We start from the raw sequence: 19208 nt of genomic DNA, 5'->3' as shown, positions 1-19208 counted from the left end.
TAGAAAGTGCTAGCCGCATCCGCATTGCCTTCGCTTCCGCCTGTCCGGATGCCGACCTGTTCCGCGCCCTCGTTCTCCGGCTGAAGCCTGCGCCGACGTAGCCCATGCGGCAGCGCCGCAGAACTCCGAGCCCAGCCCTTCAACCCGAAAAGCCCATCAATCCGAATGCGGTGAAACAAACGCCAGCGATGCCGGTCGTCCGCGCAATACAGCCAGCCGCAGCAAATGCCCAGAGCGGACCCGAAACCGAGCGTCGTGAATAAGAGAGGTTAGGGGATGGCTTGCCCGTGCGCGGCGACGGCGTACCAAGCAGGGCCGCGTTCGGATAGCCATGCTTTCCGTGCCGACCATGTGTGGTGCTAACCGAGGCTTCATCCAGGAACCCTGCCGTTTGATGGTGGGTCGTGTAAATGTGATAGCTTTCCAAGAAAGGCTCGAGCGCAACTTTCCAATTGGCGGGCAGCATGATTTGCTTATGCCATTTCGTGCGCATCTTCTGGAACTCCAAACAGTCCAGATAGGTCGGCACGGGATCGATGAACTGCGAAAATGGCTCGGGTTCATCGCTCATATTGACATAGATAAAGCCACCCCAGCTTCCGACATGGACTGTTTGCAAATCCATGTCCCCGTCGAACATTCCTGAACACCCTTTCCAATCTTCGGGATCTTTCAGGAATATATTTGCCCCAGCCGTATCCCACTCCCAACCGTGGAAGCTACAATGCAACTTGGTCAGCCTGCCGGCCCCACTGACCAGACGATTGCCACGATGGGGACAAACATTGTGAAAAGCGCGGATGGTGCCGGCCTTATCACGCAACACAACGATGGAGTCGCCCAAGATGTCATAGGTGATATAGCTGCCGGCATTGGGCAGATCTTCCTCGCGGCAGGCCATTTGCCATGTCGCCGGCCACACATATTCTGCTTCGAGACGGGCAAATTCCTTGCCATAATGTTCCTTGGGGACAAAATCGTCCCGAACTGCGGGCAACCCGTCAATCAACTCGTAGAATCCCATCCGATCCACTCCGTGTCCTGGACTGCGCTCTTGCGGCGGTCGCCCGATCTAAATGGCTCATTCGACAGCCTGGTCTGTCTTGAGTGCGGTACGCCGCTGTCGCGCTTGCGCTATTCCGCTGGTCGTCTATATCTGACGGAACACTGTCTCACTTTTCGGGTCACCGCACCAATTTTAGTTAGTCACCCTAATCTAAAACACATATGGGATATTTATCATGAGTGGCGATGCTGGCATCAAGGCGGGTCCGGGCCGGGGTTCCAAGACTGGGGCGGGTTCTTCCCGGCGCGCATCGCGGACTGCTGCTCCAGTCCCAACGAAGAGCGCCCTTCGATCGGAACTGAAGGAATTTACCCGGGAACGGCTGATTCTAGCGGCGCTCACTGCCTTTGCAGAAAATGGGTATCGCCTGACAACGGTGGACAGCATTGTCCAGTTGGCCGGAACGACAACGACGACATTCTATCGTCACTTTGCTAGCAAATATGACCTCATTGAACCGCTTCGCCAGCATCTCCAGGAACATGTGCAGGGCGTTTTGCAATTACTCGATTCACCCGAAGTCTGGACTCGGGAGGGATTACGCAAGTGGCTCGACAGCTATACCGCCATGTGGACGGACAATCAGGGATTGTGCGAAGCCTATTGGGAAGCCACACATGTCGAGCCGGATTTCGCACGGCGAGCCATCCCCGACATGGAAATTATGATAGACAGCCTCACCCACCTACTGGCTCCCCTGTCGAAAACGGAGCGTGAACCCTTTCGCGTAAAGCTGTCTCTGCTTTTGCTGCTTGCCGACCGCGCCGTGTATCTGGCGAAGATCAGCGAAGCGGATCTCGGTGAGGCCATTCTCGATGAATTCGCGCTGATCCTCTTTCGATCCTTTGCGTCCGATTGAAGGCTGGGACGCGGAACGCTCGATCAACCGCGCCTTTAACGGCGATCTGATCGCTCTTTCCACCAAGGATAGAAGGACGGCATGTCCGATGCTTTGGCGCTAAACAGGGCTTCGCGTTTCTCATTAAAGGCCGCAACGCCCTCTTTGCCGTCTCCAACGCTGGTGTAGAACATCGAAAGCGAGTCCACTTCGTGCGCCTGCGCCGGATCGGAAAAGGCCGAATTGCGATAGGTCATCTGCCGGATGAGAGCCAGGGAAACTGGGGAGCGTTTCTCCACCCATTTGCGGGCCAGAGCGCGCGCTGCCGGCAGCAACGCATCAGGTTCGAATATGGCTTTGACCAATCCGCCTTCCCTTGCTTCTTCCGCCGTTAGGATATCGGCGCTGTAAAACCATTCAAGCGCTTGCGGCAGCCCGACAATCCGTGGCAGGAACCATGTTGAACAGGCTTCGGGTGTGATCCCGATCCGCCCGAAGACGAATCCTATGCGCGCCCGGTTGGAGGCGAGGCGAGCATCCATTGCCAGTGTCATTGTGGCGCCGATACCGACCGCTGCGCCATTGATCGCACCAATCACAGGTTTTACGCAGTCATATATGGCGAGAGTCACTCTCCCGCCGGTATCGCGCACGCCCCGCTCGATCTCAGGTCTATGCGGTTGCTCGCGCATGTCTTTCAGCGTTGGATCGAGTTCCTCATTGAGACCAAAGACGTTACCGGCCACGCTGAGGTCCATACCGGCACAAAAAGCCTTGCCGGCGCCGGTCACAATCACGGCCTGCACGGCATCTTCTTCATTTGCCCACCGAAAAACGTCGACCAGTTCGTCGGCCATGGTCACGGTGAAGGCATTCATCTGCTCGGGCCGGTTCAAGGTGATGAGCAGCAGGCCTTCGTCCAGATCAGCGGCAAGTGTTTCGTAATGCATGGAAAACCTCGAAAGAATGCGGTCCAATTTGCTACAAATGCAAACGCGAACACGGTTTGGAAAAATGGCCTACAATCAAGCGAAAAGCGGGGGATCATTGCCTTTTCTGGCGTTCCCGACCAGAAGAGAGAAATGCACTATGATATTTTTCGATGCCTGACCGTTGATATCACGGACGGGTTGGCGATCGTGAGATTGAATCGCCCCAAGCGCCTGAACGCGATCAGCCGTACCTTTTTCGGCGAACTGGAATCGCTTTGGCCTCTCCTTTCGCGCGATCCTTCTGTTGATGCTATCGTCCTCACAGGAAGCGGCAAGGCTTTTTGTGTCGGCGGCGATATTTCGGAGATGGACGCCAGCGAAGGCGGTGCTCCGCTGTTCGATATGAATTCTCCCGCACAGACCAAGCGAGTCCTGCGGGGGATGCTTACAGTCGAGCAACCGCTGATCTGCGCGATCAATGGAGACGCTGTCGGCCTTGGCGCCACCATGGCGCTGGCGTGCGATATCAGCGTCATCGCGGCCGCTGCCCGCATCGGCGACCCTCACACCCGAATGGGCCTGGTGCCCGGCGATGGCAGTATTGCCTTTTGGCCGGCATTGGTTGGTCGTTCCCGCGCCAAGGATTTGCTCATGCGGGGCAGGCTGATCAACGGCGATGAAGCACATGCATTGGGCGCTGCCACGCATTTGGCGGCGGACGGCGATGCAGCTTTGACAAAAGCCATCTCCATTGCACGGGAACTGCTAGCTCTATCAACTGTGGCGATACGCTGGACGAAGTCTCTTATGAACCGTGAAATGCTTGCGGCCTTTGACGCGATCATCGACAGTTCGCAGGCTATGGAAATGCTCAGCACCCAGACGCCAGGACATGCCAAGGCCGTTCAGGACTTTGTGGCGCGCAAGAAAGCCTAGCATGGCGATGCCGACCAAATTATCGGGTGAGGATAGTCGAAGTGAAGGCGAAGGCCGACCGGGTTCCGGCAAAATCGTCGGCGCTACGATCAACACGATGCGTATCCTGCGACATCTCAGTCGTCTGGACCGTCCGGTCGGGGTGAGTTTCATCGCTCGCGACACCAACATCGTGCCGAGCACCTGCTTCAACATCCTCCGTACTTTGGTGAACGAAGGCTATGTGCGCTTTCTCCCTGATACGAAGACCTACATGATTGGCGATGGAGTCATCGGCTTGGCAAACGTGGGCATGGCCCACCATGATTATTTGGCGGCTGTTCAGCCAATGATGGAGCGCATCGCCCATAGCTACTCGGTCACCGTCACGATTTGGCGGCGAGTATCCTATCATCGCATGATTTTGCTTGCTTCGGCAGAGAATCGATCAGCGTTGCGTATCCAGATGAACGTCGGCCATCAGTTACCGCTTCTGATCGGCGGCATGGCGCGTATCATGGCACTCCAAAGCGATCTTAGCGAAGATGAGCGCCAAACTATGTATGGGGGCCTTCGGATACAGCGGCCGCTCGCCTACTGGGATTTCATCGACCAGGCCAAAGAGGCGTTGGATCGAGGCTGGGGTATCGACGACGGCTATTCGACCGCTGGCGTCACGGCTCTCGCAGCTCCCGTACGATTCGACGGCCCGCCGATCACGATGGTGTGCAGCGCGACAATGTTCCGCGATCAACATGATTCTGCAACGCTTACCCGGATTGGGCACGAGTTAATCGAACTGGCGACGTCGGTTGCACAGGTCGTACCTGCATCGGAACAAGCGCCCGTGTTTCCCCGGCCAATGAGTCAACGATAGCCGGCTTAGCGATGCTTTTCATTGAACTCAGCCTTTGATTGACCTCAGAATATTTCGCCCTAAACCTATTTTATCTCGACAATATTCAGGACAGGCAATGCTGGAAGACAAGCCCCGGAGACGATGGATACGACGTCCGGAGGCATCGAATTGGGGAGACTTTGGCGACGACGATCAACTCGGCCGGGTCAACCTCATCGATCGCCGGAAAGTCCTGGAAGGAATAGCCGAGGTCAAGGAAGGTTTGACCTTTTGTCTCAGCCTCCGGCTGGATCAGCCGAGCGCTGGCATTTCGACAGCGCGTAACCCACCCGACATACGACCAATCAGCCACAAGGGACATGCACGGTTCGACATGCTGCTGTCACCGGACTGGAATGATCTGGTGAACGACGACGTGGTGACTTTCTTTCCGCAATATTCAACACAGTGGGATAGCTTCTGCCACATCGGGCAACTCTTCGATGCCGATGGCGACGGTGCAGAAGAACCGCGCTATTATAATGGCTACACACTTGAAGGACTTCGCCCCGATCTTACTGGTGATGATGGTCAGTGGCCGGGAATGGCGCTGCGTCCGCTGGGAATAGAACATCTGGCGTTACACGGCATGCAAGGGCGCGGGGTGCTGGTCGATTGGCATGCACATCATGGCATCGAAAAACAGCGTATATCCTTCGCCCAACTGCGCGAAGTGATGGAACGGGATAAGGTGTCGGTCGAACGCGGCGATATATTATGCCTGCATTTCGGCTTTGCCGGCCTGATCGCCGAGCATGACGGGCAAGTGGATTCATCGGTGTTGCGTGCCACTGGGGCAGGCTTGGACGGGCGCGATCCCGACTTACTGCGGTGGATCGACGAGACCGGGATTGCAGCGATCGTAGCAGATAATTTTTCGGTGGAATATGTTCCGTCTACCGCATCACCGGATGCACATAGATGCGCGGGGCTGCCGCTTCACGAACATTGCCTGTTTAAAAATGGCATTCCGTTGGGCGAACTTTGGTACCTCAGCAAACTCGCGAGCTGGCTGAGGGAGAATGGGCGCTCGCGCTTCCTGCTGACAGCCCCACCGCTACGTCTGCCGGGCGCAGCTGGGTCTGCAGTAACACCCATCGCCACGGTGTAAAAAAGACTCAGCCGGATTCTGCCGGCTTAATGATGTCAGGTCGCGCTTATCCCACATATGGCGCAATCCGCCGTTGAGCGTGAACGTATCGGTGAGTTTGAAATCGGCCTGACCAAAGATTGACTAGCTCTGATTTCCACCCGTAGCTTCGCGATTGTTACGCGGAGCGCCCGAAATAATTGGCGTCACGGCGATCATGCCCGGATTCCTTGAAGAGGAATCCTCCGGGAATATAATGAAGCCGCTCATTTAGTGTATCACCAAGCAGTTGAAGCTCTTCGGTCCGTTGATCGACCGGGATCATGTCGACCGAATTGAGGATCGGGAAAGGCGAGCCATCGGGATCGATCCCTGCGCGGTTGCGAACATGCCGGTGCGCCACGATGTTCTTGCGGGCGGCAAAACCAAGGTCAAAAGTGGTATTGTTCGAGACTGTGCCGGTTTAGGCCCACGTTCTTGGGTCGGCGCATCGCGATTCCATATCACGGTTTTCTCTATAGAGAATATATAATTTCCATAGAGAAAATCGTTTGCAGGCGGATATCGATTAGGGCTAAATGGCCTTTACCCGTCGGTTACGGAGCGGGGGAAAAGAGGATTGCATGAGCCGGCTTCCAACGACGTTTCTCGCTCACAAGCGCATCCTTATAACGGGGGGCGGCTCGGGCCTCGGCCAGCGCATGGCCATTGGCATGGCCTCTCTGGGCGCGAAGATGATCATCTGCGGTCGCCACATGGAAAAGCTCCAGGAAACTGTTGCGCAAATCGAAGCAGCGGGTGGGAAATGCCAGGCATTTGAATGCGATATCCGCCAGCCCGAGATGATTGATGGGCTGTTGGACCAAATCTGGGCAGAAGCTCCGTTGGATGTACTGATAAACAACGCTGCGGGAAATTTCCTGGCACGTACGGAAACATTATCTCCCCGCGCTGTGGAGGCCGTCATTCGCGTGTCTCTGCTGGGCGGATTGTGGATGACGATCGCAGCGGGCAAGCGTTGGATCGACAAGGGACAGAGGGGCGTGGTCTTAAGCGTGCTGGCCTCCGGTGTCGGCAACGGTAGGCCTTTCACCGTGCCGTTGACCATTTCCAAGGCGGCTATGCTGGCGATGACCAAGAGCCTCGCGCAGGAATGGGGGCCCAAGGGCATCAGGCTGGTCGGCCTAGCGCCAGGGCTGTTTCCAACGCCCGCTACCGCTGCGCGCCTCCACCCCGACGTCACCGATCCCGAAGCAGAATTGGCCAAGGATATTCCGCTTCGTCGCGCCGGGCAGACCGATGATCTCGTCGATCTGAGTTCCTTCCTCGTGTCTGACGCCGCCTCTTATATCAGCGGCGAGATGATTTCGATCGACGGCGCAAGCGGCCTCACCGGCCCAAGGGCTGACCGGATGTTCGAGTGGACCGACGCGCAATGGGATACGCTGCGTAAAGGTTGATCCGCCCCGTTGTGCAGTAATTTGAGGGATGGAAAACATGGTCACACAGGTTCGTACATCGGTAGAAGATCGCATAGGCACCGTCCTGCTCGACGGTCCCGACCGGATGAATGCCATTTCTGTCGAGACGACGGACCAACTGCTTTTGACGCTCGAGGAACTTGGCAATTCGCCCGACGTGGGCGTGATCGTCATTACTGGATCGGGTCGGGCGTTCAGTGCCGGAGGCGACGTCAAGGTCATGCATGACATGACCTCGATGACCTATGAAAACTATCTCCACATCATGCAACCGACGCAGAGGCTGCCAGGCCTGATCCGCAGCCTGCCGCGCGTCGTGATCGCGCAGCTCAACGGCGTTGCGGCGGGGGCTGGGCTTGCTATCGCCGCCGCATGCGACATGCGGATTGCTGGCACGTCTGCGCGCTTCACCACGGCATTCGGCAAGGTCGGCTTTAGCGGTGATTGCGGCATTTCCTGGACATTGACCCGGTTGGTCGGCACGGCCAAAGCGCGCGAGATGATGCTTTTGGGCGAAATGCTGGGTGCCGAAGAGGCGCTGAAGCTTGGCCTGATCAATAAGCTGGTCGCCGATGACGCACTCGAGGCCGATACGCGCGCCATTGCCGCGCGTATCGCGAATGGTCCAGTCGTAGCCTACCAATATATGAAGGCCAATCTGCTAGCCGCCGAGACAGAACCGCTCCAGGCAGTGGTCAATCTCGAAGCCATGCACCAGACCCGCGCCTTCATGACTGACGATCATCGCGAAGCGATCGCTGCCTTCGCCGAAAAGCGTGCTCCGTGTTTTGCAGGGCGCTGAGCCTTCACCCCCTATTGCAAGGATAATTACGTGCACTTTGGCCTCACCGAAGAACAGGAGCAGCAGCGGGATGCGACCCGCAGGATTGCGGACAAGCTGTTTGCGCCGAACGAGGCGCTTTGGGAAGAGGACATCAATTACTCTCTCGTCGCTTTGCAGCGTTTGGGAGAAAATGGCCTTTTAGGCCTCAACCTTTCACCAGAATATGGTGGCTTGGGCCTACCCCCTCTCGATGTGGCCATCTGCATAGAAGAGATGGCAAAGGTTAGTCCGCAGGCATCATCCTTGATGGCACTGACAAGCATTGGCCAAGCTTATTATCTCGAGAAATTCGCTGACGAGAGCCTGCGGCAGAAATATCTTCCCGCCATATGTCGCGGCGAAGCCACGGTGAGTATCGGTATCTCGGAACCCGAGGCAGGTACAGCCGCCACCGCGATGAGAACCCGCGCCCATATTCAAAACGGCAAGATCGTTATCAATGGCCGGAAGCATTATGTTTCCAATGCGAAGGACGCCTCGGTCTTCATCATCTACGCGCGGCTCGACGATAAGCCCGGGGCGGGCGCCATCGGGGCGATACTCGTCCCCGCCGATGCGCCGGGCTTCAGGATCGAGCGCCTGAGCAAGAACATGGGCGGTAGCTACCAAGCCGACCTCACCTTTGACGATTGCACGGTTCCGGAAGATCATATCCTGGCAGGCCCCGGCGCTTTTGCGGCCCTTTCGCACATCTATAATCTGGAACGACTAGGCGGTTCAGCAGGCATGTTGGGCATTGCGACAGGTGCCTACGAACGTGCGTTGGACTATGTTCAGACCCGCGAGCAGTTCGGCAAGGCGCTCATCGAATTCCAGGCGGTCCAGCTCAAGATCGCCGATATGGCGACGCAATTGGAGGCAGCACGCCTCATGGTCTATCGCGCCCTCAGCCGAACGCCGGACGGTATGCCCACCGCCTATGACGCCTCCACCACCAAGATCTTCGTGAATGAAGTAGCGCGCAAGGTGACCGACGACGCCATCCAGCTTTTCGGCGGCGCAGGCTATCTTCAAGAAACGGGAATCGAACGGCTCTATCGTTATGTGCGCGGCTATTCGATCGCGGGAGGGACGCTTGATATTCACCGAACGATGGTCGCCGGATGGGTCTCGGGTCGGCATTTCAGCCAATGGAGTCAATGATGCGCGATATTGCCATCGTTTCGACGGCGCGAACGCCAATCGCCAAGGCCTATAAAGGCAGTCTCAACGGTACTCATGGGGCTTCGCTAGGCGCATGCGCGATCGCCAACGCTGTCGAACGGGCCGGTGTCGATCCCGGCGAAATTGACGACGTAGCGATGGGGTGCGCGATGCCCGAAGGTACGACCGGGACCAATATCGCCCGGCAATGCGTGCTGCGTGCTGGGTTCCCTGTGACGGTGACAGCCAGCACGATCGCTCGTGCGTGCGCCTCCAGCCTGTCTGCCATCGCGCAGGCAGCAAATGCAATAGCGATGGGCGACGCGGACATCATGGTGGCGGGCGGACTCGAGTCCATCACTTTGGTGCAGAACAATCATCAAAACGGATACGAAACCAAAGATCCCTGGCTCGAAAAGAACCGGCCCTCCATTTTCATGTCGATGCTCGAAACGGCGGAGATCGTCGCGCGGCGCTACGGAATCAGCCGCCAGACCCAGGACGCCTTTGCTCTGGAAAGTCAGCAGCGGACGGCGCGCGCGCAGGCGGAAGGCGCGTTCGACGCCGAGATCGTGAAAATGACCGTCACACGCCTCATCAAAGGGGTGAATGGCTTGGTCCCGGAATCCTATTTGCTGGAAAAGGACGAATGCAATCGCTCTTCGACTATATTGGACGATCTGCGGCGGCTAAAGCCGGTTCTGGGCGATGATTTAACGATTACCGCGGGCAATAGTTCGCAATTGTCCGATGGTGCTTCTGCATGCGTCCTGATGGATGCAAAGGCAGCGGAAAAACGCGGACTCTCCCCTCTTGGAATATTTCGCGGCCTCGCGACCGGTGGGTGCGATCCCGAGGAGATGGGCATCGCTCCCGTTTTCGCCGTACGCGGACTCTTGGCGCGGCACGGCCTCAAAGTACCGGATATCGATCTTTGGGAACTGAACGAGGCATTCGCCTCGCAGGCTGTTTACTGTCGCGACAGGCTCGAAATCCCAAGCGAGCGACTGAACGTGAATGGCGGCGCGATCGCGCTGGGACATCCTTACGGCATGACGGGATCACGGATGGTAGGACATGCGCTGCTCGAAGGCAAACGACGCAAAGCCCGCTTCGTGGTGGTGACGATGTGTGTCGCTGGCGGACAGGGAGTTGCAGGTCTTTTCGAAATCGCCTGACAGGGTTTGGAACAACGGAAGGATTATAAGACGTGGATTTCTCGGAACCCGAACATATCACAATGATCCGCGATACCGTGCGCAAGTTTGTCGCACGCGAGGCGAATAACGAGATCATCGCCAAATGGGACAAGGCGGATCATTTCCCGATGGAGATTCACCGGAAAATCGGCGATCTGGGCCTGGGCGCGCTCACCGTTCCGGAGGAATATGGCGGCGCTGGCTTCGATCTGATCGCCATGACGGCGGTGATCGAGGAATTGAGCAAGGCAAGCGGTATCCTTGCCGGCATGTATATCCATACCGCCTGCTATGGGGGGATGAACATCACCTCGTCGGGCTCACCTGAACAGAAAGCGCAGCTTCTCCCGCGCGTTGTCGAAGGGTCGATCTTCTTTGCCTACGCCTTGTCGGAGCCTGATGTCGGAGCCGACCTGGCGGCCACGAAGACGACGGCCCAGCGCAAGGGTGACAAGATCATCATCAACGGAGCGAAGCGCTGGTGCTCGGGCGCCACCATCGCTGATTATCTCCTGCTGCTGGTCAAATCCGACCCGGATGGTCCACGCTACAAGAATCTTTCTTTTCTGCTCGTTCCCCCGACGTTGCCTGGCATCAGCATCACGACGGTGGAAACCATGGGTCAGCGCGGTTCGCCGACCTGCGATGTAATATTCGACAATGTCGAGGTCGGACTGGACGCGATACTGGGCGGCGAGGCAATGTGGAACCAAGGGTGGTCGCAGCTCGCTGGTCCGGCGCTTGAGGCGGAAAAGCTGGAGGTTCCAGCGATGGCGCTGGGTGTCGCGGAAGCAGCACTTGCGGAAGCTTGGGAATATAGCCAGCAGCGCTCGCAATTTGGTCAACGAATCTGCTCCTTTCAATCGATACGGCACAAACTGGCAGATGCGAAGACCAAGGTTCAGGCCTGCCGAAACATGCTCTATTGGGCTGCGTGGCTTCTCCAGGAGGGACGGCCAGCCGCTGCCGAAACCGCCATGACCAAGCTCTTCGTCTGCGATACGTGCCGCGACGTAGTCCTCAGTTGTCAGCAGATTTTGGGGGCTTATGGCTACGCCGAGGGCTTCTCGATCGAGCGACACGTCCGCGACGTCCTGGTCTATCCGATCTATGGCGGATCGTCCGCGATTCAATTGAACAATATAGCCAATCGCCTGGGTTTGCCCAAGGCTTGATGGAGAGAGTGATGGCGATACCGGACAAGCTGCTGACCAATCTTGCAATACCGGCCATTGCGGCACCGATGTTCCTCGCATCTGGCCCTGATCTCGTGGTGGAAGTCTGCCGATCAGGCCTGATTGGAACGTTCCCAGCCCTGAATGCCCGCACCACGGGAGCCTTGGCGAACTGGCTGGACGAGATTGCCGAACGGCTTTCGGATTCTCCCGCGCCCGCTGCGTTCGGCATCAATCAGATCGTCCACAAGAGCAATCCGCGACTCGACGCCGATCTCAAAGTCACGGTCGATCACAAGGTGCCGTTGGTCATCACGTCGCTAGGCGCGGCCAAGGAGGTGGTCGACGCTGTCCACAGCTATGGCGGAGTTGTCTTTCATGATGTCATCAACAGCCGGCACGCGGAAAAAGCGGCGACGGCCGGCGTCGATGGCCTCATCGCCGTGGCCGCCGGCGCCGGCGGCCATGCGGGAACGTTGAATCCCTTCGCCCTGATCTCGGAAATCCGCTCCTTCTTTGACGGCACGGTGATCCTGGCAGGCGCTATCACCAATGGGCGGCAGATCGCGGCGGCGCGGTTGATGGATGCAGACATGGGCTATGTCGGCACGCGGTTCATCGCCACCCAGGAAGCGACGGTCCAAACTGATTATAAGGAGATGCTCACCCAGACGGGTGCTGCCGACATAGTCTATACTTCGGGAATATCGGGCGTGAATGCGAGTTTTATGCGGCCTAGCATCATCGCCGCAGGCATGGATCCGGATGATCTCCCGACCGACGCAAAACTCGACATGGGAAACGAAGGGCGTGCCTGGAGGGACATTTGGTCTGCCGGTCATGGTGTAGGCTCGATCCGCGACATTCCCACCGCAGCCCAACTCTGCGCGCGTTTGATCGGCGAATATCGAAAAGCGATGGCCGGAGCTGCGCACGATCCATTCACTCGATGATATTCTCTATCGAAGCCGGGAACCAAAAATAGATGCGGATGGGAGAGGTCGATGAACGCCATCAAAGGTGACTTCGGCTCGTTGGCCGACATACTGCGGAGGAATGCCGCCCACTTCAGCGACGTTCCTGCCGTTCTGTTCGAGGGGAAAGCGCGTTCACACCGCGATTTGCTCAGCCGCGCGCGCTGCATCGGGTCAGCCCTGGCGCAACGCGGCATTGGTCCCGGCGATCGGGTCGCCATCCTCTCTCACAATGCCATGGAATTTACGGAAATCTACGCGGCGACTGAGCTGGCGGGGGTTGTGGCAGTGCCGCTTAATCACCGTCTCGCGCAGCCCGAAATCGGACGCATCCTCCTGGACGCTGAGCCGGCGCTACTATTCTACCAGAGCGGCTTTGCCGACATGGTTGACGAACTGAAACCTGCACTCGGTTCGATTCGCCATTTTGTGCGCATTGCCGAGAACGAAGGTGACGCCGAAGACTACAGCACCCTTGTGAAACAAGGCGATCCCGCCTGGGAGGAACCCCGATTTGCATCGGGCGAGATTGCGCATCTTCTTTATACCAGCGGTACCACCGGCCGACCCAAGGGATGCCTCCAATCGCATCGTTCGAGTGCGTTTGCAGCCAATAATATCAGCGCGGTGATGCAAAGTGATTGCCATGATCGCGGGCTGCTCGTGATGCCAATTTGCCATGCGGGTGGCAAAAGATTCCAGATGGCTACGCACTGGCAAGCAGGATCATTGTACATGTTGCGCGCCTTCGATACCGAAAAAGTGCTGCGGACCATCGCTGAGGAGAAGATCACGATCCTGCATCTGGCGCCCACCATGATTCAAATGCTTCTCGAATATCCCGGCAGCGCGGATTATGATCTCGGGAGTGTCAAGACGGCAGTTTATGGCGCCGCGCCCATGCCTTTGCCGCTGCTCCGGCGCGGCATCGAGCGCTTCGGCCAGATTTTTGTGCAGATGTATGGGCAGACCGAAGGTGACGGCCTGGTTCTGGCCAAGGGATTTCATCAGACCACAGGCGAGAAAGAATCGGTCCGGCGCCTCACATCGATCGGTCATCCCACGCCTGGCGTCGAGCTGCGTGTCGCCGATGAGGACGATAACCCGGTTCCCGACGGAACGGCAGGCGAAATGCTGCTGCGCTCGCCGACCGTCATGGAAGGCTATTGGCGCGATGCCCAAGCTAGCGAGCAGACGCTGAGAGGTGGTTGGTTGCATACCGGCGATATCGTGGTGCGCGATCCGGATGGGTTCATCCATTTGGTCGATCGCAAAAAAGACCTGATCATTTCGGGGGGACTCAACATCAGTTCGCGCGAAGTCGAGGATGCCCTGATGGCACATCCCGATGTGTTGGAGGCGTCCGCGATCGGCGTCCCCGACGATAAATGGGGCGAAGCGGTACTGGCTTTGATCGTCTTGCGACCGGGCGCGGCTTTCGACGCCGCCGCCCTGACAGCTCTCTGTCGTCAGCATATTGCCGGTTACAAAGTGCCCAAGGCGATCCGGGCGGTGACGGAATTGCCACGACTGCCGACTGGCAAGATTAACAAGGTCGAACTACGCAAACGTCATGCAGGTCCGCCCGAAGCCGGAAGCCGGCTGGCGGTCGATCGACAGCGCAAGCCATAAGATTTTCTGGGAGATTGAGAAAAAATGGCGAGCCAATCGGAAGCGACGACGCCCGCTTATCCGGCCGCGCGCATTGGTTGGATGGCGGTCCTCATCTTCTTCCTGCTATACGTTCTATCCTTTCTCGACCGGCAAATCCTCAATTTGCTGGTAGGTCCGATCAAGGCATCGCTGGGGATTACCGATTTTCAGATGAGCCTGTTGCAAGGACCAAGCTTTGCGCTGTTCTACGCTCTGTTCGGTCTTCCCATCGGGTGGTTGGTGGACCGGGTTTCGCGACGGCATGTCATCTTTGCCGGTGTGATGATCTGGGCGGCGGCTGCCAGTCTCTCGGGCCTCGCGAGCCGTTTCTGGCATCTTCTGATTGGCCGGATCGCCGTAGGTGCAGGAGAGGCGGCGCTGGCGCCGGCAGCCTATTCCCTTCTCTCCGACCTTTTCCCGCGTGAGCGGCTTGCCTTCCCCATGTCCGTAATGGGAGCAGGATCCGCTGGCGGTGCCGCACTGTCGCTGTTCCTCGGCGGCATATTGATCGCAGCTATGCCCTCCGGCTTCATTACCGTACCTATACTAGGCACGATCGCCAGTTGGCAGGCGGTGCTTCTGCTGACCGGACTGCCCGGTTTTCTGCTGGCGCCGCTGGTTTTCCTGGTGCCTGATCGTCGCACCCGGAAAAGCTGTTCGAAGTTGAACACCACCTCACCCCAATCCCTCACGCCGCTGTTTCGTCGCTGGAAACTCTATTCGGGGCACTTTATCGGCTTCGGCACGGTTTCACTATGCGGCTATGCGATGGGCGCCTGGTTTCCCACCTTCCTCATTCGTGTCCACGGTTGGGATACCGGGTCCGCGGCCTATGCGGCCGGCCTCGTCCAGTTTGCCGGCGTACCTGGCGGCATGATTCTCGGCTTGTTCGCCGACCGCTGGTTTCGCAAGGGCCGTCACGATGCGCACTTTCGCATCTTTGCGATATGCCTGTTGGTCATGACGGCCCTCGTCACCTTAGCGATGCAGCTCTCCTACATGCCTGCCGTCATCGTCCTCATCTTCCTGCAATATATGCTGGGCGCCTTCACCGGGACCGCCGCAGCGGCGCTGCAGATCGCGACGCTGCCAGACCTGCGGGGCCGCGTGTCGGCGGCCTATCTGCTCGTTTTCAATCTTATCGGCCTTGGCCTAGGGCCGGTCGCTGTCGCCTTTTTCACCGACTATGTGTTCAAGGATGAAATGCGGGTGGGGGCTTCGCTCGCCGCGACTTTTATCAGCTTTGCTCCGCTCGGCGCACTCATGCTTTTGATGGCCGGGCGCGACATGAGGGGGATCATGCGCGAAGCGATTCAAGGCGGCCTTAAGCCGGAGGCCTGACCCAGTCATGCCCGGACCGATGACTCTAGGCATGTGTATGTGTGGACGCCCCCTTTTTGGACAAGGGAGAATTTGACACGCTGATCCGAGCCGGGTCAGGTCAGTCACTATCCACGCGGCGCAAAGGGGCGCCGATCATGATGCTGTCGGCGAAGATCCCCATCACTGCAATGTGTGCAGACAATCAGAGGCCCAAATACTGCTTCGCCAGGATGGTCCGCTGTATCTCGTTTGAACCGCCGTAAATGGTGACAGCACGGCGATATAAGAAATCCGCCAGCACTCCGGGCGCATAATCGGGTCCGAGTGCATCATCGGCGCCGTTCACATGCTTGTCATGAGGATAGACGATGGCGCCATAGTCCCCTAAAGCCTCGACCTGCATCTCTCCGATCTTTTGCTGCAGCTCGGTGCCGCGCACCTTCAGGATCGACCCGACCGGCAGGCTGAGATCGCCGCTTGATTTAGCGGTGAGGGCACGCAGCGTCATCCATTCGAGAGAATCGAGATCTGACTGCAACTGCTCTATCCGGGCGGCGAATGCCGGATCTTCGGCGAACGGGCGTCCCCGATACTTTCGATCCGCGGCAATGCGGCGAAGGAGCGCGAGGTTGCGTTTGTTGCGCGGCACTTCGGCGCTGAACGCGCGCTCATTCTCCAACAGGAACTTGGCGTAGGTCCAGCCCTTCCCCTCCTCCCCCACGAGATTTTCGGCAGGCACACGCACATTATCGAAGAACATTTCGTTGAGGTGATGCCCCTCGCCAAGATCGATGATGGGGCGAATGGTGACGCCCGGCGCATCGGCCTTGATGAGAATCATCGAAATGCCGCGCTGACGTTCTTTGGGGTCCGTTTTGACCAGGCAGAATAGCCAATTCGCCCATTGGGCGCCGCTGGTCCAAAGCTTGCGCCCGTTGACGACATAATGATCGCCGTCCCGGACTGCCGCAGTGGTGAGCCCTGCTAGGTCCGAGCCTGCATTCGGCTCGGAAAAACCCTGACCCCAGCTAATCTCGCCGCGCAGGAAGGGCACATTGAACCGCTCATGCTGTTCCTTGCTTCCGAACGTATAGATAACCGGCCCGATCATCTTGAGTCCGCCCGTTTCCAACAACGGGGCACCGGCGGCGAAACATTCCTGATCGAAGATGAACTGCTGCATGAGCGTCCACCCCGTACCCCCAAATTGCACCGGCCAGCTTGGCGCGGACCAGCCCCGGCCGTGCAGGATCGCAGTCCAGGCGCGTGTGTCCGCCTTGTCGGTATGATAGTTGGTGAGGCCGCGGCGGGCGATATCGGCAGGCAGGTTGTCGCGCACGAACGCCCGCACTTCCTGCCGAAACGCATCGTCCCTTGGGTCGAATTCAAAATCCATTATGGTCTCTCTGTCAGGAAATTCAGATTTTGGCCGGCGGCGTGCCGATCGGATCTTGACGGCGCAAAACCACAATCGGGCCAGAAAATTCGGCAGGCCGTTCAATAATCGCACAGGCGTGGCGGCCAATCTCTTCGGCTTTCAGCCAGGTGTCGTCCGCCTTGTGCCGGGTGCTCTCACCATCGACCATAGCAACAATTTGCAATTCGCGCACGATCCGGCTGGGTTGTTCCTTCGCCATTCCACGATACATCATCCGCAGCGCAGCCTGCCCCATCGAGATATGCACGCTTCCTGCGCGCACGAAATCGGCAGTCCCGCCGCCGATCCCCAGAAACACTCCTTGGGGGTTCAGCACGTCAAGCGCGGCGGTCAGCGCATTAAAATGAGTGATGACATTACCGGCGAACATGCCAAGCAGACCATCGGGCGTCCAATCCGACAAAGGCCGCACATCATTGGGCGCATTAACCGACACGATCACCGCATCAAGGCCGCCCAACTCAGTTCTGCCTGCATCCAGCAAAGCGGCGGCGGCGGCCGGGTCCGCGACGCTTCCAATAACCGGGCGCACTTGCCCGGCAGGATGCGCGGCGATGATCCGCTTCAGCCTGTCGGCGTCACGTCCAGCGGCCGCGACGCTCCAGCCGCGCTCGACCGCCGCATAGACAAGCCCCTGCCCGACATCGCCCGCCGCGCCAATCACGAGTAGCTTCATGCCATCGATCCTTCCGCCGACCAGCGCTGGCGAAGCGACAGCTTGTCAACCTTTCCATTGGCGAGCTTGGGCAAAGCTTCGACAAAGCTCACCCCTGTCGGCTTCTTGAAGGAGGCTAGAAAGAGGCGGCAATGCTCGATGATTTCCGTCTCGCCGAGCGTGGCCCCATCGCGAAGAACAACGACCGCGTGGACTGTTTCGCCCCACTTGGAATGGGGCACGCCGATCACCGCAGCCTCCGCCACCTGCGGATGCCTGAGTAACGCATCTTCCACCTCCCGCGAGGCGACATTTTCGCCGCCCGTAACGATCATGTCCTTTTTGCGATCGACGATATAGAGAAAGCCATCGGCGTCGAAGCGCCCGATATCGCCGGAATGCAGCCAGCCGTCGCGCCATGCCGCCAATGTTGCCACGCTGTCGTTCCAGTAGCCCCGGAACATCGCGCCGCCGCGATAGACGATCTCGCCCGTGCCGCCATGCGTCACATCGCGGCCGGCGTCATCGACGAGCATCACCTCGACTCCGGGATAGGGCTGCCCGACCGATAGCAGACGCGCCTTTTCCTGCTCCGAACCGTTGGGTTTGTGATGGTGGCGCGGCAGGCACGACACGATGCCCTCGGTCTGGCCATAAGCCTGGTGAAAAACCGGACCAAACAGTTCAAGCGCCTTGCGCAGGACCTCGCCAGGCATGGCCGCCGCCGAATAGAGGATCGCGCGCAAGCTCGAAAAATCGGCGGTCGCGGCCAGGGGATGCTCGACCACCATCTGCACCATCGTCGGGGCCAGATGGGCGATGCTGATGCGTTCCGCTTCCACTGTGCGGATGAAGACGGCGGGATCGAAGGAGCGCTGGATATGCACGGCAGCACCGCGCCATTGCCCGGCGCTGCTTACGCCCCGCGCGCCGACATGAAAGAGCGGCATCACAATCAGCAGCCGATCGTCGCTTGTGATACCGAGATCGCTGGCATGTTGCTCCGCCTTGCGGGTCAATTCGCGCGAACCCAGAATACAGCCTTTGGGACGGCCTGTGCTGCCGCTGGTATAGACCAGGTAGGCGATGTCCTCGATGGTCGAGGCGACATCGGGCACTTGACCGGCGGCGGCCGACATCACCTCCTCATATGGCTCCGCCCAGTCCGGCCCGTCGTCGAAGCAAATCCATGTGCCGATCGACGGAAGATCGGCCCGGATCTCCTCGATAAGCGAGGTATAGCTGCTCTCGAAGAATATCGCCGCCGGGGCGCAATCGCGCAACTGGACGCGAAGTTCATGCGCAGACAAACGGAAATTCACGGTCGCGGCGATGAAACCGGTCAACTCGCACGCACCGCATACCTCCATATATTCGATGCGGTTCATGGATAGCAGCGCCACCCGGTCCATTCGGGCGATGCCGCGCGCGCGCAACGCAGCCGCCAGTGCCTCGGCACGCGCCAGATAGGCGGCATGGGTCAGGCCTCTGCCACCTTCGACAAAGGCCAGACCGTCGGCATTCTGCCGCGCATTACGATGGATGATTTCTCCGAACCAGCTATCGGTCATGACGTGCGCCAGT

At 58.5% G+C, this 19208-nt stretch carries 18 protein-coding genes; 12 read left to right on the top strand and 6 right to left on the bottom strand.

The window, feature by feature from the left end; genetic code table 11:
• Window positions 1–139: 139 nt before the first annotated feature.
• Window positions 140–1024 (bottom strand): aromatic ring-hydroxylating oxygenase subunit alpha, encoded by an 885-nt coding sequence (locus tag IQ35_RS16450; protein ID WP_145074957.1) that lies wholly within the window; start codon window positions 1022–1024, stop codon window positions 140–142.
• 217 nt (window positions 1025–1241) lie between these two features.
• Here IQ35_RS16450 and IQ35_RS16445 point away from each other — a divergent pair, with 217 nt between their 5' ends.
• Window positions 1242–1925 carry a TetR/AcrR family transcriptional regulator gene (locus tag IQ35_RS16445; protein WP_081659791.1) on the top strand — a complete coding sequence of 228 codons (684 nt, stop codon included), beginning with the start codon at window positions 1242–1244 and terminating at the stop codon, window positions 1923–1925.
• A gap of 35 nt (window positions 1926–1960) precedes the next feature.
• On the opposite strand, the gene IQ35_RS16440 is transcribed toward IQ35_RS16445, so the two are convergent.
• Window positions 1961–2854 (bottom strand): crotonase/enoyl-CoA hydratase family protein, encoded by an 894-nt coding sequence (locus IQ35_RS16440; protein WP_145074969.1) that lies wholly within the window; start codon window positions 2852–2854, stop codon window positions 1961–1963.
• Between IQ35_RS16440 and IQ35_RS16435 the strand changes: the two genes are divergently transcribed.
• The 3 genes from IQ35_RS16435 (at window position 2849) to IQ35_RS16425 (ending at window position 5760) form a co-directional block, all read left to right on the top strand.
• Entirely contained in the window at window positions 2849–3772 is a 924-nt protein-coding gene (locus tag IQ35_RS16435; protein ID WP_145074954.1) for an enoyl-CoA hydratase/isomerase family protein, read from the top strand. The genes IQ35_RS16440 and IQ35_RS16435 overlap by 6 nt on opposite strands.
• 1 nt (window position 3773) lies before the next feature.
• Window positions 3774–4628 (top strand): IclR family transcriptional regulator, encoded by an 855-nt coding sequence (locus IQ35_RS16430; protein ID WP_021246192.1) that lies wholly within the window; start codon window positions 3774–3776, stop codon window positions 4626–4628.
• Between the two features lie 97 nt (window positions 4629–4725).
• The gene (locus IQ35_RS16425; protein WP_145074950.1) at window positions 4726–5760 is read left to right on the top strand and encodes a cyclase family protein; all 1035 of its coding nucleotides are present in this window, start codon (window positions 4726–4728) and stop codon (window positions 5758–5760) included.
• Between the two features lie 157 nt (window positions 5761–5917).
• Here IQ35_RS16425 and IQ35_RS16420 read toward each other — a convergent pair whose 3' ends face one another.
• Complete coding sequence (locus IQ35_RS16420; protein WP_021246194.1) at window positions 5918–6142, bottom strand: hypothetical protein; 225 nt, start codon at window positions 6140–6142, stop codon at window positions 5918–5920.
• A gap of 220 nt (window positions 6143–6362) precedes the next feature.
• Between IQ35_RS16420 and IQ35_RS16415 the strand changes: the two genes are divergently transcribed.
• From IQ35_RS16415 to IQ35_RS16380, 8 genes are read left to right on the top strand one after another with little or no spacing between them, the layout of a single operon-like run.
• Window positions 6363–7199, top strand: coding sequence for an SDR family oxidoreductase (locus IQ35_RS16415; RefSeq protein ID WP_021246195.1), 837 nt, complete (start codon window positions 6363–6365; stop codon window positions 7197–7199).
• Between the two features lie 28 nt (window positions 7200–7227).
• Window positions 7228–8022, top strand: a complete 795-nt coding sequence (locus tag IQ35_RS16410) for an enoyl-CoA hydratase-related protein (RefSeq protein WP_145074947.1) — start codon at window positions 7228–7230, stop codon at window positions 8020–8022.
• Window positions 8023–8052: 30 nt separating this feature from the next.
• Entirely contained in the window at window positions 8053–9207 is a 1155-nt protein-coding gene (locus IQ35_RS16405; protein WP_021246197.1) for an acyl-CoA dehydrogenase family protein, read from the top strand.
• Entirely contained in the window at window positions 9207–10385 is a 1179-nt protein-coding gene (locus tag IQ35_RS16400) for an acetyl-CoA C-acyltransferase (protein WP_145074966.1), read from the top strand. Before IQ35_RS16405 ends, IQ35_RS16400 begins: the two co-directional genes overlap by 1 nt.
• A gap of 32 nt (window positions 10386–10417) precedes the next feature.
• On the top strand, window positions 10418–11581 hold the full coding sequence (locus tag IQ35_RS16395; protein WP_145074944.1) for an acyl-CoA dehydrogenase family protein: 1164 nt from the start codon (window positions 10418–10420) through the stop codon (window positions 11579–11581).
• 11 nt (window positions 11582–11592) lie between these two features.
• Window positions 11593–12534 (top strand): NAD(P)H-dependent flavin oxidoreductase, encoded by a 942-nt coding sequence (locus tag IQ35_RS16390; protein WP_145074941.1) that lies wholly within the window; start codon window positions 11593–11595, stop codon window positions 12532–12534.
• Between the two features lie 51 nt (window positions 12535–12585).
• A complete protein-coding gene (locus IQ35_RS16385; RefSeq protein ID WP_145074938.1) occupies window positions 12586–14187 on the top strand; it encodes a class I adenylate-forming enzyme family protein in 1602 nt (533 codons plus the stop codon).
• A 24-nt stretch (window positions 14188–14211) separates the two neighbouring features.
• Window positions 14212–15549 (top strand): MFS transporter, encoded by a 1338-nt coding sequence (locus IQ35_RS16380; RefSeq protein WP_021246184.1) that lies wholly within the window; start codon window positions 14212–14214, stop codon window positions 15547–15549.
• A gap of 184 nt (window positions 15550–15733) precedes the next feature.
• Here the strand turns inward: IQ35_RS16380 and IQ35_RS16375 are convergent, their stop codons facing one another.
• The 3 genes from IQ35_RS16375 to IQ35_RS16365 are packed head-to-tail and all read right to left on the bottom strand — an operon-like array spanning window position 15734 to window position 19195.
• Entirely contained in the window at window positions 15734–17056 is a 1323-nt protein-coding gene (locus IQ35_RS16375; protein ID WP_242003377.1) for an acyl-CoA dehydrogenase family protein, read from the bottom strand.
• Window positions 16950–17633, bottom strand: a complete 684-nt coding sequence (locus IQ35_RS16370; protein ID WP_158636688.1) for an SDR family oxidoreductase — start codon at window positions 17631–17633, stop codon at window positions 16950–16952. The genes IQ35_RS16375 and IQ35_RS16370 overlap by 107 nt, the downstream gene beginning before the upstream one ends.
• Window positions 17634–17641: 8 nt before the next feature.
• Window positions 17642–19195, bottom strand: a complete 1554-nt coding sequence (locus IQ35_RS16365) for an AMP-binding protein (RefSeq protein ID WP_145074935.1) — start codon at window positions 19193–19195, stop codon at window positions 17642–17644.
• Window positions 19196–19208: the final 13 nt, after the last annotated feature.

Origin of the sequence: Sphingobium wenxiniae, from assembly GCF_007830065.1 — a bacterium.
GTDB classification, from domain to species: Bacteria; Pseudomonadota; Alphaproteobacteria; order Sphingomonadales; family Sphingomonadaceae; genus Sphingobium; species Sphingobium wenxiniae.
Note: the sequence above shows the minus strand (reverse complement) of the source record. Positions and strands in the feature narration are given on the sequence as shown.

Coding starts and splice junctions, on each gene's coding strand:
- IQ35_RS16385 (WP_145074938.1), top strand. CDS start 12,586: ATGAACGCCATCAAAGGTGACTTCGGCTCGTTGGCCGACATACTGCGG.
- IQ35_RS16410 (WP_145074947.1), top strand. CDS start 7,228: ATGGAAAACATGGTCACACAGGTTCGTACATCGGTAGAAGATCGCATA.
- IQ35_RS16365 (WP_145074935.1), bottom strand. CDS start 19,195: ATGACCGATAGCTGGTTCGGAGAAATCATCCATCGTAATGCGCGGCAG.
- IQ35_RS16380 (WP_021246184.1), top strand. CDS start 14,212: ATGGCGAGCCAATCGGAAGCGACGACGCCCGCTTATCCGGCCGCGCGC.
- IQ35_RS16415 (WP_021246195.1), top strand. CDS start 6,363: ATGAGCCGGCTTCCAACGACGTTTCTCGCTCACAAGCGCATCCTTATA.
- IQ35_RS16390 (WP_145074941.1), top strand. CDS start 11,593: ATGGCGATACCGGACAAGCTGCTGACCAATCTTGCAATACCGGCCATT.
- IQ35_RS16425 (WP_145074950.1), top strand. CDS start 4,726: ATGCTGGAAGACAAGCCCCGGAGACGATGGATACGACGTCCGGAGGCA.
- IQ35_RS16450 (WP_145074957.1), bottom strand. CDS start 1,024: ATGGGATTCTACGAGTTGATTGACGGGTTGCCCGCAGTTCGGGACGAT.
- IQ35_RS16400 (WP_145074966.1), top strand. CDS start 9,207: ATGCGCGATATTGCCATCGTTTCGACGGCGCGAACGCCAATCGCCAAG.
- IQ35_RS16430 (WP_021246192.1), top strand. CDS start 3,774: ATGGCGATGCCGACCAAATTATCGGGTGAGGATAGTCGAAGTGAAGGC.
- IQ35_RS16445 (WP_081659791.1), top strand. CDS start 1,242: ATGAGTGGCGATGCTGGCATCAAGGCGGGTCCGGGCCGGGGTTCCAAG.
- IQ35_RS16435 (WP_145074954.1), top strand. CDS start 2,849: ATGCATGGAAAACCTCGAAAGAATGCGGTCCAATTTGCTACAAATGCA.
- IQ35_RS16440 (WP_145074969.1), bottom strand. CDS start 2,854: ATGCATTACGAAACACTTGCCGCTGATCTGGACGAAGGCCTGCTGCTC.